The following is a 14031-nucleotide window of genomic DNA, read 5'->3' as shown; positions in this document are numbered from 1 at the left end:
ACCCCAAACGCAACAACAACCCCTCTGCGACCCTCTGCGCTACCCTCTGCGTCCTCTGCGTTACCCGATAAAATCATCGAATTCACCCCTAACTCCCAAACAATGATCACCTCCTCAAGAGGATTTTCAGCGTTCAATTATTCCGATGCAGCGAAAAGATGAGAGGGCGCACGTCTATGCGCCCCTACCGTTGACCCATGACAAATCAAGACGACTTCGCCTCTAGGCTTTCTAGGCGGCTTTTAAGTTCCTGATTCTCTTGCTTAATCTGATCCAGTTCTTCGCGAAGCTGTTTAATCGCTTTGTCTGAACCTACCTGCTTCTGTACCTTTTGCATCGCTTCTTCCGCCCGACGACGCACCCGCCCATCCGGTGTTTGATCACATAGCGATCGCAAAACCCCAATCGCCTTAACCGTTTCCATTTGGGCTAAGGCGGAAACAACCGCCACTTGAGTCAGGAAGAACGATTCCCCGGATAACTCCTCTAACGCTTCTAATATCTCCTCTAGCTTATTCGGGGTTTGACCCGTGGAAATGGTGCCTAATGCCCGAATGGACGCCAATCGTAAGGGTTGAGGAACACCTAGCTTAGTGTACTCCATAATCACATCGAGCGCCTGGGGGGAAGACTTCATCTGACTCAATCCCGCGATCGCACCCGAACGCACCACTTCGTTCCAACCCGCACGTTCATTGAGAATCGTTGTCAACAGGTGCAGCACTTCATCTGCTTTATCTTTCATACTCCCAGACGCCAGTTTACCCAGCACCTTCGCCGCCGATGCTTCTACATAATAGCTAGCATCTCCCCCTTCTAACAGATGGTTTAAGGCTTGATAACTTTCAACCGTTTTCACCTTACTCAAGGCTTCAACCACCGATCGCCGCACCCGCGCATCTTTATCCTGCAAGCCAGCAACTAACGCAACAGAGGCTTGATCCAGTTTGACTTTTGCTAATTGTTTAGCGACTTCGACACGCACCCCCCAGAAGGGATCATCCGTCAGGGCTTCTGCTAACGCTTGAACCACTTCTAATCCCCCCTTCTTCACTAACGCTTGGGCGGCGTAAATCCGGGAAACGGGGTCAGGGTCATATTTCAGTTGGGCTTTCAGTTCGGCTAACGGATACTCCAGCGTCACTGTTTTTAAGTAATGGTTCCCCGCATCAAAACTAATAAACTGGGGTTTTTTCTCCAAGGGGAAATAGAAACTCTGTTCCCGTTCATGGATGCGAACCTTAAAGGTTTTCAGTGGGGAATCTGCGTCAGTGTAGCCAAAAGCGATGGGAATTTTTAGGTCAAATCGCTCATTCTTACTGCCATTTTGACTCTCTTTGACTTGAGTTTGCACAACCGTAACTTTCGCCAACTGGCTATCCCCATCCCAGGTGTAGCTAACTTTATAGTCGGGATGACCCCCTCGGAAGACATATTGATCAAACAGAAATAGAAGATTTCGACCCGTGGCTTTTTCAATTGCCCGTAATAGGTCAACGGTTTCTACCGTATTATGAGCATTATCTTGGACAAAGGTTTGAATCGTCTTCCAGAATAACTCATCCCCCAATTCCGCCCGGATTATATGATACACACAAGCCCCTTTTTCATAAAGGTGGCGGTCATACAATTCAATCGCTTCTCGGTAGATGTGGGTAACAATCGGGCGACGATAGCGGGAGGTGTCTTCGTTGATGTAGGTGCGGGCTTCATTGAGTAGATAATACGCCGCATCATCCTTACCATACTCCTGTTCCGTCCACAAGACTTCCGTATAAGACGCCATTCCTTCCTTAATCCAAGCATGGGACCAATGCTTGATCACCACCAAATCACCAAACCATTGATGTGCTAATTCGTGGGCGACTAAGCTTTCGGTACGCATCCCATCAAGCGCCGCCCGTTCATCCAGTAAACAGCGATCGGTGAGTAGAGTGGTGGAGGTGTTTTCCATCCCACCAAAAATAAAGTCATCAACACAAACTTGGGCGTATTTGGGATAAGGATAGGGATAACCAAAGACCTGACTATAGAAGTCCATCATCTGTGGCGTTTTCCCCATACTGCGCCGCGCATCGTCTTCCCGCCCTTTTTCGACATAATAGGTAACAGGTTTTCCTTGCCATTCATCGCGAATTTCGGCAAAGTCACCTACTGCTAAAGTCATTAAATAGGTCGGATGAACATGGTTTTGTAACCAGTGATAAGTTGTGCGATCGCCCTCTTCTTGAGTACCGATCAGTTCCCCGTTGGATATCGCCATCAGGGGTTTAGGAACCGTGACGCGCAGTTCCGAACTGGCTAATTGACCGGGATAATCGAAACAGGGGAACCAGAAGCGGGAGTCTTCATCTTCTCCCTGTGTCCACACCTGGGTGGGTTTATTGGGGTAATCTGAGGTGGGAGTAATGAAATAGATACCCCGTTGTGGCTTCTCCACATGGTAGGCGATCGCGATTTTTACCTCTTTCCCCGCTTCAGTCGGGTTGCGAAGCTGGATCTGTAGTTGTTCCCCGTCACAGTCAAAGGGTTGAGATTCCCCCTCAATCTGCACCGATTCAATCGTCAGGTTCACCGCATCCAGGACAAACTGACGGATATCATCACGCACAGGCGTTAATGCGATCGTGCAAGTCCCCTCTAAGCGCTGCTTGGGGATATCCAAGACCAAATCCAGGAAAATATGATTCACTTGTCCCGGGCGATCGGGGTTGTAGTGGGGTCTAGCACCGGGTAATTCAAAGGACTTGTGACCGTTTTGATCCGAATCAAAATAAGACTGTGTCATGAATGTGTCAAACGTTAACAGAACAACTACAAGTATCTCTTCCTTCCAGGGTAGCTTGTCTCCCCGACTCCCAGTCAATGGGAAACCAGCGTTTTAACTTAGAACTCTCTTAATCTTAAGCAATCACGGCTAAAAAAATTATTCTATGTAGGGTGGGTTAGGCGGTGTTTAGATCAAGCCAATAATTATTTAATGAACGTGTCCGCCGTAACCCACCACTAGGCTGTAGCGTCTATCATTTAACCTACCTTATTGGTTGATCAAAAAATATATGAAGAGCCAAAAATACCGAGTTCCCTAACCTGATAACCGTCCTGTAACACTGACTTATTTTGCACAAACTATTGCTTGAGTTCCGCTAACGTTAAATTGGGCGCACGTCGGGGCGCCCCTACGGTTTGGAGGATGTTAGGCTAATCTATCCAATTCGGTGTACTAGCGGGTTAATACTTTCCCCCTTTTAAGCAGAAACAATGTAATCCGAATCAATCGCACTCACTTTATTCCCATCCACTAATGCCTGATACACCATAGCCGCCACCTCACCACGGGTAGCCGCTTGGGTTGGATCGAGTTTTTTGACATCAGGATGATTCACCACAATTTGTTTTTTCGTGGCTGTGGCGACTTCCTCCTTGCCATACTCCGGAATCTCATCGCTATCCTCGTAAAAATCTAAGGCATTATCATCGGATTCTGATAATTCTAATCCATTCACCAAAGACACCAAAACCTGAACCCGTTCAACATTATCTCCCTGGCGGAACATATCACCGGGATAACCAGATAGAAATCCGCCGCGATAAGCTTTTTGAATCACATCCTTTGCCCAAGACTTATCACTAACATCCAGGAAGTTCTTGGCTTCCCGTTTCGGTTCAGGGTCAAACGCCTTAACCAATAACGCTGCATATTGGGCGCGGGTCATTTTTTCATTGGGTTTAAATGTACCATCGCCAAACCCGCTAATTAAGCCTTTGTCAAGTAATCCTTCAATAAAGGGTTTTGCCCAGTGGTTTTGAATATCAGGGAAGGTTTTAGGTTGGTTATCATCGGGACTAGCGCTAACAATATAGTCTGAGTTAACTTCACTCACCTGATTCCTATCAACCAGCGCCTGATACACCATCGCCGCCACCTCAGCCCGGGTAGCATCTTGGGTCGGATCAAGTTGTTTCGTATCCGGATAACTCACCACAATTTCTTTCTTGGTTGCCGTGTTGACTTCATCTTTGGCATAATCCGGAATAGCCGCGCGATCGCTATAGGTACTCAACACCGTCCCATCGCTTGCTGATAACCCCAATCCATTCACCAAAGACACAATCACTTGCGCCCGTTGCACATTATCATTGGGTTTAAAGCTATTGTCTGGAAAACCCGATAAAAATTCACCCCGATAAGCCTGTTGAATCACATCCTTTGCCCAGAAATCATCAGCAACATCGGTGAAATTTATCCCATCCCGTTTGGCTGAGGGGTTGAAGGCTTTCACTAATAACGCCGCATATTGAGCGCGGGTCATTTTTTCATCGGGCTTAAATGTGCCATCTGAAAAGCCACTAATTAATCCTTTGTCAAGTAATCCTTGAATAAAGGGTTTTGCCCAGTGGTTTTGAATATCGGCGAAGCTATCCGGTGGTTGACCTCCATCATCATCATCTCCACCATCTCCATCGTCATCATCGCCACCATCGCTGATACTGCCTTCAATTTGAACTGATCCACTCACTTGATTACTCGTCAACTGATTTCCCCAAGACACCAGCGTATTTTTGCTGGAGTTGAGAATCGCAAACTTGCCGTTGTTGCGAAAAATATTATTACCTGGATCATCTTGGCTTTTGCCTAAATCAGGCTCAGCATTACCTGTCACAGCAATACCATATTCTTCATTATCTTCAATGGTGTTATTTCGCAGGATAGGTTGAGCATCGACAGAAATTCCCACTCCGAAACGGTTTTCGGAAATGAGATTATCGATAACTCGCGGTGTCGCATTCCCATCAATGCTAATCCCATAACCGGCTTTTTTACAGGTATTATTCTTAATTTCTCCTTGAGCATTTTTGGTAAAGGAGATACCATTGCCACCATTATTAATGAAGTTATTATCAACAACGTTAGGTCTAGCGGTTCCAGTGGCTAGAACACCTTCGCGATTACATTCTGTGAAGGTGCAGTTGGCTATAGTCGGATCAGTCGATTCAATCCAAATTCCTGTGCCGCGTGTGGCTTTATTCGTCACCGTGACACCGCGCACTTCGGTTGTATCTTCCAGTAAAAGGGTGATATTTTGTTGAGCCAGGGTGGGGCTAATATACTCGCCATTCCCTTCAATTACAATACCATCACCTTTATTTCCTTCATTGCCTACCAGTTTGACCCCGGATGGGACTTGCAGTGGGAAAATCTCACCACTCGTCGCATTATAGGTTCCCGCCGCCAGTTGGATGGTTGTATCGGCTTGGGCTTGTTGCAAGGCTTTGGACAAGGTTTTAAAGGGAGCCGATTGGTCACCCGCCGCGCTATCGTTTCCGGTAGCGGGATTAACGTAAAGAGTTTGAGCCATAATGTAATCTATCTATCGAAACAATAATGGGACTATTGACTAGAGATAATGGTGAATGTTTCCCAGCCTAGGCTCAACTCCGGGCAAAAATCATCCTTCATTAGGATGAAATTTAGCTGCTCACAGTTCCCTCGACTCAGATTTTACGCTGTTGAGAGCAAATGTACTAACCTGAATCGCTGTCTAAGCTCTTTTTCAATAATTTCTGTAAAACTTTTCGATCTACTCCCCTGGCTTCCCCATTTCCGAAGTCAATAACGCCGGAATCGTAAAATAAAAGGTTGTTCCCACTCCCAAAGAGGATTCGACCCAAATTTCCCCACCGTGATGTTCCACAATTTTCTGGCAAATCGATAAACCAATCCCAGTTCCCGGATATTCTTCACTGGTGTGTAGACGTTGGAACACCTTAAAAATTCGTTCAAAATACGCCGATTCCATGCCAATCCCATTATCCTGAATCCGAAACACCCATTCATTAATCTCAGTCGGTTCTGGCGTATTCGGCGACAAAATAGCAGACTCATCACTCAATGCAGAACGTTTTTGATGCAATTCTGCCGCAATTTTAATCTCCGGTGCTACCTCAGGAGGGCAAAATTTCAGGGCATTACTGATTAAGTTTTGAAACAGTTGTACCAATTGAATGCCATCTGCCATGACAATGGGTAAATGCTCGCAGGTAATCACAGCATCCTGCTGTTGAATCACACTGTCTAAATTCGCCAAAACAGACTCAACCACCTGATTACAGTCCGTTGGTTCAAACTCTTCCCCCTGAGTCTCGACTCGTGAATAGTTAAGCAAATCTTGAATTAGCTGTTCCATGCGATCGCCTGCTTGTAAAATCCGATTCATGTAGTGAGTGCCTTTGTCATCCAACACACCTTGGTACTTTTGGTAAAAAAGCTGACCAAAGGCTTTCATCGTTTGCAAAGGCGATCGCAAATCATGAGAGGCGATGCGGGCAAATTCTTCCAAGTTTTGATTCGAGCGGATTAACTCGCCGTTGAGTTGCTGAAGTTGTTGATTTTGTTGCTGCAATTGCCGATTTTGCGCCACAATCTGCTGTTGCTGGTAGACAATCGTCAGTTGGTTATTCACCCGCGATAACACTTCTTTGACCTGAAAGGGCTTAGTAATATAGTCTGACCCCCCCACATCAAAGGCTTTGACTTTATCCCATTCATTATCCAACGCACTCAAAAAAATGACGGGAATGTGCTGGGTGCGTTCATCGGATTTTAAATGCTGGCACAGTTCATAGCCATCCATTTGTGGCATCATAATATCCAGCAAAATAAGCTGCGGCAACGCTTTTTCAATCCCCATTAATGCCATTTTGCCACTAATGGCATTTCTGACCCGATATCCTGCCTCAGTTAGAGTTGTCGATAACAAACGCAGATTGTTGGGCTGATCATCAACAATTAAAACATAGCCGGACTTCTTTGGATTACTCATGGTAAAGGGGTTGCGTCAGGTGCATTAGGATGTCAAACCGAAACTCATTGACCAAATCCGTAAGGGCTTCCGCTAAGGGCGTCTCAGATGCTGGAATTTGCCCAATAAGTTGATTCATCAGTTCATGATCAAGACTACTGGCTGCCTGATGGAGTTGTATGATCCACTCACTTGGCATTATCGCTAAATGTTCGGGTGTCAGCAACAATGGACAGGTTTTTCCCTCTGATGGAGACGTGGGAGGAGTAAACTCATAGCGATAGCGTACACCCAAATAGTCAGCCATCTTGGTTAAGATGGTTTCCTCCCGAAACGGCTTAATCACCACATCATTACATCCCACTGCCAAAAAACGTTGCTGTTCTTGTTCAAAGGCGCTGGCTGTGACGGCAATAATCACCGTAGCTGGGGTAGAGTTTAAGGGTTCTGTTTGTCCCTCCTTGACTCTAATCTGTTGAGTTGCTTCGTAACCATCCATCACAGGCATCCGCATATCCATCCAAATTAGGTGCGGTTGCCAACGTTCCCACGCGGCTACAGCTTGTTGACCATTTTCGGCTATTTGTATCTCAAATCCTATGGGGGTAAGTAGCTGAATCAGAAGCAGGCGATCGCTGGGAGTATCGTCAACGATTAATATACGAAACTTCGGTTGGTTGTCAGTGATCCCAATCACTCGTTTGGGTGAGACTTGAGGCGACGCTTCACCAGTGGGTGCAAGCTGGATGGGGATACTAAATGTAAACGTAGTGCCTTGATCTACAACACTTTGAACCGTCAGTTCTCCGCCCATCAATTGCACAAAACCTTGGCTAATGGCTAAACCTAATCCTGTACCCGACTGAGCGTTTTGTCCAGATTGGGTTTGAATAAATGGATCAAATAACCCGTCAAGTTCCTCGGGCGCAATACCTAGCCCCGTGTCCCTGATCGAGAACAGTAGGGTTGGGGAATGGGGACATTTGTTCAGCGTCAGGGTTACCCCGCCTTGGGGGGTAAATTTAATTGCATTGTCGAGGAGATTAATTAAAATTTGACGTAATTTATTTTCGTCAGCTTGGATATATTGGGGAACCTCCTCTGTCCATTGAAAAAGTAGGGTTAATCCTTTCTGATTCGTTTTTAAGGAAAACATTTGCCTGAGGGTATCCAGCAAATGATATAAATTGAAGCTTTTAAAATTGAGCGTCATACAACCCGCTTCAATTTTGGATAGGCATAAAATATCGTTGATTAATGCCAGCAAATGTTCACTGGATTGGCTAATAATGTTTAAATAGTTCCCTTGTTGGCGCGTGAGTCCCCCTCGGTTTTGCAGGAGTTGAGTAAATCCCAGAATTGCGTTGAGGGGGGTGCGGAGTTCGTGGCTGATATTTGCCAGAAATTCACTTTTAGTCCGGTTGGCGGATTCAGCCACATCTTTAGCTTGTTGCAAACGAACCGTATAGGTACGAAGTTGCGCCTCAATGTTCTGGCGTTTTTGAATCTCTTGAGTCAGTTGGTTGTTGCGGCGTTCTAATTCAACAGTGCGTTCTTGTACCCGTTTTTCAATTTGGCTATTCAGGTATCGCCAAACGGCTTGTGTTTGTTGGCGATTGCTGATTTTTTCTGATGTGAAATTCATAAAATATAAGTATAAACAGCATAAGAATTGCCCTAAACCTAGATAGCTAGGGATCTTTAGCGGGTCAGACTTGCTTTAACCATGAATTTGGTTTCCTATGCGAATTTCTGATTCAAATTGTCTTTGTTTATTTACTTGATGATTTATAGTAGCTTAAAGCGCTACCTCATCCAATCGGGTGAAATTTAACAAGACAAAGATAGTAATAGTCCTCCACAGTTGTTCATCGGTTCCACAACAGTAACCTCTTCAAATTCTGAAAATTGTTGTGGCACAAGTCTCGCCTAGTCCCTGTCCAATAAACTCTACTCCTCCAATATAATACCGAGCTAGGTTAAATGCTTTACAGTGACATAGATCACATATTTTTTGTGAGATTAAGCAAAATTGAGAATCTGGGGAACGCCAAGATACTGGCAATAAAACGTTTCTTTTTCATATCATGTTCGACTGTATCGTAAAACATCAAATGCTTACTGTTCCCTGTTCCCCGTTCCCTATTCCCTATTCTCTTAGGATAAGACTGATTACTTCCTTTGAGTTAAATTAATAATTTGATCAAATTGAAAATCATCAATTAATTGGATTAGAGATATTGCCAAATTAGCCTGAGTGTCGGGAATTTGCTGAACCAGTTGACGCATGAGTTCCTCATCAAGACTGCTGGCGGCTTGATTAAGTTGAACCCGCCACATTTCCGGCATTACTCCTAAGCTTTCAGATGTCAAGATTGGCAGAGAATTCCTTGAGTCCAGGGATACAACGGACGGGGTATCGTCATAGAGATAACGCACCCCTAAATGTTGTGCCATTTTCTCAAAAATGATATGTTCTTGAATAGGTTTAATTACAAAATCATCACAACCGACGACTAAAAACGACTGAATCTCCTCCGTAAAAGCACTGGCAGTAATGGCAATAATTACTGTCGCCGAAAGGTCACTTGGTAACATCTCTCCCCGTTCCTGTTTAAGCCGTTCTTGGTGGCGAATCCATTGAGTAGCGTCTTTGCCATCCATGACAGGCATTCGGATATCCATCCAAACTAGATGAGGTTGCCAACTGTCCCATATCGTGATGCCTTGTTGACCATTTTCCGCAGCTTGCACCTCAAATCCGACAGTCTCTAATAGTTCACACAACAGTTGACAACTGGTGGGATTATCTTCTACCACTAAGATGCGATAACTTGGTTGTTCAGGCGCAATCCTGAGAACGCGATTTGGGTGAGACTGGGATATTACTTCAGTGGCTTCAGTGGGAGTAATCGGAATCGAAAACTCAACCAGCGTTCCTTCTCCCAGTTGACTATTGACGGTAATCTCTCCTCCCATCATTTGGATAAATCGCTGTACAATCGCTAATCCTAAGCCTGTCCCGGTTTGAGAGTCTTTGCCAACTTTGGTCTGGACAAATGGCTCAAATAAGGAATCGATTTCGTTAGCGGCAATCCCTTGACCTGTATCCCGAATTGAAACCTGTAGATTGTTTAACTCATCTATGTCCAAGGTTAATGTCACCCTCCCCTTGTCTGTAAATTTAACGGCATTATCCAGCAAATTGATTAAAACTTGACGTAATTTATTTTCGTCGGTTTGCACATAACGGGGAACCTGGGATGAGTGTTGGGTGATGAACTCTAAACATTTATGGGCAGATTTAACCTGAAACATCTGCTTGATTGTGTCGATTAACCGATACAAGTCAAAACTCTTGAGTTCGATTGCCATCTGTCCGGCTTCAATTTTGGACATGGATAAAATATCATTAATTAATGCCAGTAAATGCTCACCGGAACGATTAATAATACCCAGATAGTTGTGATGTTGAGCAGAAAGAGAACGCTCATGGCTCATCAGTTGAGTAAACCCTAAAATAGCATTGAGAGGCGTTCTCAATTCATGGCTCATATTGGCAAGAAACTCACTTTTAGCGAGATTGGCGGCATCTGCTTCGTCTTTGGCTTGTTGCAGGACAATTTCCGCCATTTTGCGTTCAGTAATATCCAGGTAAGCTATGGCTACACCATAACCGGGTAACGAAATCGGGGCAGCCGTAACCGATAACCAGACAATTTCACCATTCGGTTTATGGATTCCCGCTTCCGAGTTTTTCACCACTCGATTTTCAGTTAAGGCAATCACACTGGCAAATTCATGGCTAGGCATGGGTGTACCATCGGGTCGAATTCCTCGCCATTCCGGGGCATTATATTGGCGTTGAGTTTGTTGGCAAATGGAGATGCCTAAAATGGTTTCTGAGGCAGGATTCGCTTCAATAATATGCCCCGTTTCATCCGTGATAGAAAAGCCAATGGGTAAGATATCAAACAGGGTTTGGTATTTCTGTTGACTTTCCTGTAATGCCAACTCCATCCGTTTGCGATCGCTAATATCCGTAATTAGGGCATAATAGCCTTGGATAGGGCGAGGACTGTCTAAATTCACCGAGTCACCAAAGGCGGGAATTAGAGTTGCGACAACATAACGAGTTCCACCCGAACTGTAAGGAATCTCGGTTTCATACGTCACATACTCACCCCCAAGTACTCGTTCTAAATACCCACGCACCCGCTGATAGGCATCCTCTCCAATCACCTCAGGAACAGTCTTGCCGCAAATCACCTCCGGTGGTAATCCAAACCAGGTTTGATAGGTTTTGTTGGCAAACTGATAGCGTAAATCGGTATCCAGATAAGAAATACAAACAGGTAATGCATCCGTAATTAATTGCAGTTGGTCTTGTGCCTGTTGGCGTTTGCGAATCTCTTCCTGTAATTGCTGAATGGCACGGGTTAAACTGCGGTTTTTTTCTTGTACCGTAATCCCTAATTCTGCATTTGCCTGTTGTAGCGCTGCTTCAACCTGCTTGCGTTCGGTTAAATCAAAGGAAATACCAACAATGCCAATAAATTGACCCGTTTCATCGTAAATCGAGGAATTTGTCACCTGCACCGGGAATATCGTGCCGTCTCGATGTTGTACCCAAAATTCACCTGACCAACTTTCCTCCTGTTGCAAGTAACTGATAATTTCAATGGCTTTTTCTGGGGCAGTTTCAGGACAGAGAACCTCGACAATTGAACGACCCATGATTTCTGTAGCTGACCACCCATAAAGAGTTTCCGCAAAGCGATTCCAATAGGTAATAATGCCGGATAAATCTGTCGCGATAACCGCATGATTGACTAAATCTAACAGACGTGCTTGAAAATAGATAGCCGATTCAGCCCGTTGGCGTTCACTGATTTCTTGCTGAAGGTGTTGATTTGCCCTGACCAGTTCCGCTGCCCGCTGTTCAACTAAGTCTTCTAAATGATTACGATACTCTTGTAATTGACATTCAATTTGCTTGCGTTGGGTGATATCTTCAACGATGCCAATTAAAGACTGGGGCGCACCGGAAGCTTCCTGTAATCGAGTAGTATGAATTTGTACCCAAATCACTCTCCCCTGTTTATGGATGTAGCGCTTTTCCATGGAATAGCGGTCAATTTCATTGGTTAAAAGTTGACGTACATAGGCTTCATCTGCCTCCACATCATCGGGATGGGTGATATCTTGCCAGGTTTTGGCTAAGACTTCTTCACAAGTGTAGCCAATAATATCCGCAAATTTTTGATTGACCACAATAAACGAACCATCCAGAGTTGCTTGAGCAATACCCACCGCCGCTTGATCAAAAATACCGCGAAATCGTTCCTCACTCACTGCCAAGGTATGCTCAACCTGGCGACGTTCGCGAATTTCTTGGACTAATTGGGCATTAATCTGTTGTAATTCGGTTGTCCGTTCTTTGACCCGTTGTTCGAGTTGGTTATTCAGTTCGCGAATTTGGACTTCAGCCTGTTTATGTTCGCTGATATCATGACAGGTATAAAGGATGGTTCCGCCATTAATGGCAAGTTGCTTTACGTTGATCAGCAAATCATGAATTTGATTGAATTTATCGGTTATTTGGCGCTCAAGGTTGGTGATTTCTCCCTCGGTTTTCAGGTGATCTAAATCAACTAACCTGTCTCCTAAAATGTGGCGAATATTACCCAGTTTTTGGGTCTCTAGCCGCGAATAGCCAAAAATAACATGGACATTGGGACAAACAAACGTAAAATTTCCCCAATCATCAGTCATGAATACGGCATCAGAAATGGCACTGAGAATAATTTCATGTAATGCCTCTGTCTGCGCTTGAGACTCTGAAGCCCAAGTATGTAGTTGGCTCTGAGTTTTGGTATGATCAAGGGTTAAGCGCAAAGAATGCTCGATTAGGGGGGCGCTGAGTTGGTTATAGACTAAATAGTCTGCTGCTCCTTTTTTCAATGCTGTTAAACCGATTTGTGGGGAAGGAGTCAGGACAATAACTGGGGATGTAGTCCCTGATAATTCTTCAATTAACCCATCATCACCCTCGACTCCAGTGAAACCCGAATCGATTAAATAAGCATCATAATGTTGAGATTGAGCGCGAACTCTAGTCAACGCCGTTTCTGGGGTGGTTACCCAATCCAAGTGAACATGAATTATGTCCAGGCTCTTGAGTAACCGATTGATTCGGTTATAATGAGTTTCGTCCTCATCAACGAAAAGAACCTTGACGGCTTCAGGTATCATACCAACACCTCTGTGCATGGAGAGGATGTTCCGGACGTGCCATGGCACCTCTGGAAACGGGGGAGATTTCAGACTGTCTGTATTTTAAGCTACCGAAAAATTCAGTCTGTTAAAATCATAGTATATTGAATTTGTCAATATATAGTCAAAAAGCTATGTATAGCGCTACGCGCCAGGCAATAGGCAATAGGCAATAGGGTAATGGGTTATAGACATTTTGTCTCCCATCTTCTCCATCTTCCCCTGCTTCCAGACGTAGCATGCTACGTCTCTACATTGCTTCCCCTGCTCTCTAACCCCACCCCAACACTCCCTGCAGCAACCCCTAATTTCCTCTTTCCCTCACCCATCGCCGAAATGCCCTTAAAGCTTGACTTGTTCCCGATAGTCGCGCCATCTCTAAGAAGCGAGAAAATTCCTCAATCACGGGAAAATCAGGAAACGTCGGACTTGTTGCTGATTCAACATACTTTCCTGATTGCACCACATAAACCTGCAATCGGCGATTCTGATATCGCCAAATTTCTGGCACCCCTAACACCTGATAAGCACTTAACTGAGTCTTAGACGTTACATCTATTTCTATTGCCAAATCAGGCGGCGGATCGACGGTTAAATCCAGACTTTCTCGCCCAATCATCCGAGCTGCATTTTGGATATAAAAACAATCATCGGGTTCAATTCCCGCCATCATATCTTGTCGTTTAAACGTTGTTGAGCCGAAGGGTTCCCAATCAATTTCTAATTCATCTAGTAATATCTTTAATAAATCTCCAATAATAACCTTGGCTTTTTCATGTTCCGGCAAAGGCATCCTAATCTCCAACGTTTGATCGAGATAAGCCACTCGACTAGCGCGATGCTCTCCTAATTCCGCTAAAATAGCTTCAAATTCCGACCACCCCACCTCATACAACAGCACCCGATGTCCGGGTGGTACACTAATTTGTCTTAATTGCAGCGTTACCATTTG

6 protein-coding genes are annotated in these 14031 nt (G+C 44.8%); all 6 read right to left on the bottom strand.

Translation table 11 applies throughout. The annotated features are described in order from the left end of the window. Positions 1 to 205: 205 nt before the first annotated feature. Positions 206 to 2788, bottom strand: a complete 2583-nt coding sequence (locus tag RIE73_RS16255; protein ID WP_446402165.1) for a M1 family aminopeptidase — start codon at positions 2786 to 2788, stop codon at positions 206 to 208. Between the two features lie 460 nt (positions 2789 to 3248). Further along, positions 3249 to 5360, bottom strand: coding sequence for an S-layer homology domain-containing protein (locus tag RIE73_RS16250; RefSeq protein ID WP_446402164.1), 2112 nt, complete (start codon positions 5358 to 5360; stop codon positions 3249 to 3251). A gap of 222 nt (positions 5361 to 5582) precedes the next feature. Beyond that, positions 5583 to 6824 (bottom strand): response regulator, encoded by a 1242-nt coding sequence (locus RIE73_RS16245; protein ID WP_446402163.1) that lies wholly within the window; start codon positions 6822 to 6824, stop codon positions 5583 to 5585. After that, positions 6817 to 8448: an ATP-binding protein gene (locus RIE73_RS16240; protein WP_446402162.1), complete on the bottom strand. Its 1632-nt coding sequence runs from the start codon at positions 8446 to 8448 to the stop codon at positions 6817 to 6819. Before RIE73_RS16240 ends, RIE73_RS16245 begins: the two co-directional genes overlap by 8 nt. Before the next feature lie 527 nt (positions 8449 to 8975). Next, positions 8976 to 13058: a PAS domain S-box protein gene (locus RIE73_RS16235; RefSeq protein ID WP_446402161.1), complete on the bottom strand. Its 4083-nt coding sequence runs from the start codon at positions 13056 to 13058 to the stop codon at positions 8976 to 8978. A gap of 325 nt (positions 13059 to 13383) precedes the next feature. Then, entirely contained in the window at positions 13384 to 14028 is a 645-nt protein-coding gene (locus RIE73_RS16230; protein ID WP_446402160.1) for a Uma2 family endonuclease, read from the bottom strand. Positions 14029 to 14031: the final 3 nt, after the last annotated feature.

Origin of the sequence: Coleofasciculus sp. C1-SOL-03, from assembly GCF_040220555.1 — a bacterium.
Classification (GTDB): Bacteria; Cyanobacteriota; Cyanobacteriia; order Cyanobacteriales; family Coleofasciculaceae; genus Coleofasciculus.
Note: the sequence above shows the minus strand (reverse complement) of the source record. Positions and strands in the feature narration are given on the sequence as shown.

Coding starts and splice junctions, on each gene's coding strand:
- RIE73_RS16230 (WP_446402160.1), bottom strand. CDS start 14,028: ATGGTAACGCTGCAATTAAGACAAATTAGTGTACCACCCGGACATCGG.
- RIE73_RS16235 (WP_446402161.1), bottom strand. CDS start 13,058: ATGATACCTGAAGCCGTCAAGGTTCTTTTCGTTGATGAGGACGAAACT.
- RIE73_RS16250 (WP_446402164.1), bottom strand. CDS start 5,360: ATGGCTCAAACTCTTTACGTTAATCCCGCTACCGGAAACGATAGCGCG.
- RIE73_RS16245 (WP_446402163.1), bottom strand. CDS start 6,824: ATGAGTAATCCAAAGAAGTCCGGCTATGTTTTAATTGTTGATGATCAG.
- RIE73_RS16240 (WP_446402162.1), bottom strand. CDS start 8,448: ATGAATTTCACATCAGAAAAAATCAGCAATCGCCAACAAACACAAGCC.
- RIE73_RS16255 (WP_446402165.1), bottom strand. CDS start 2,788: ATGACACAGTCTTATTTTGATTCGGATCAAAACGGTCACAAGTCCTTT.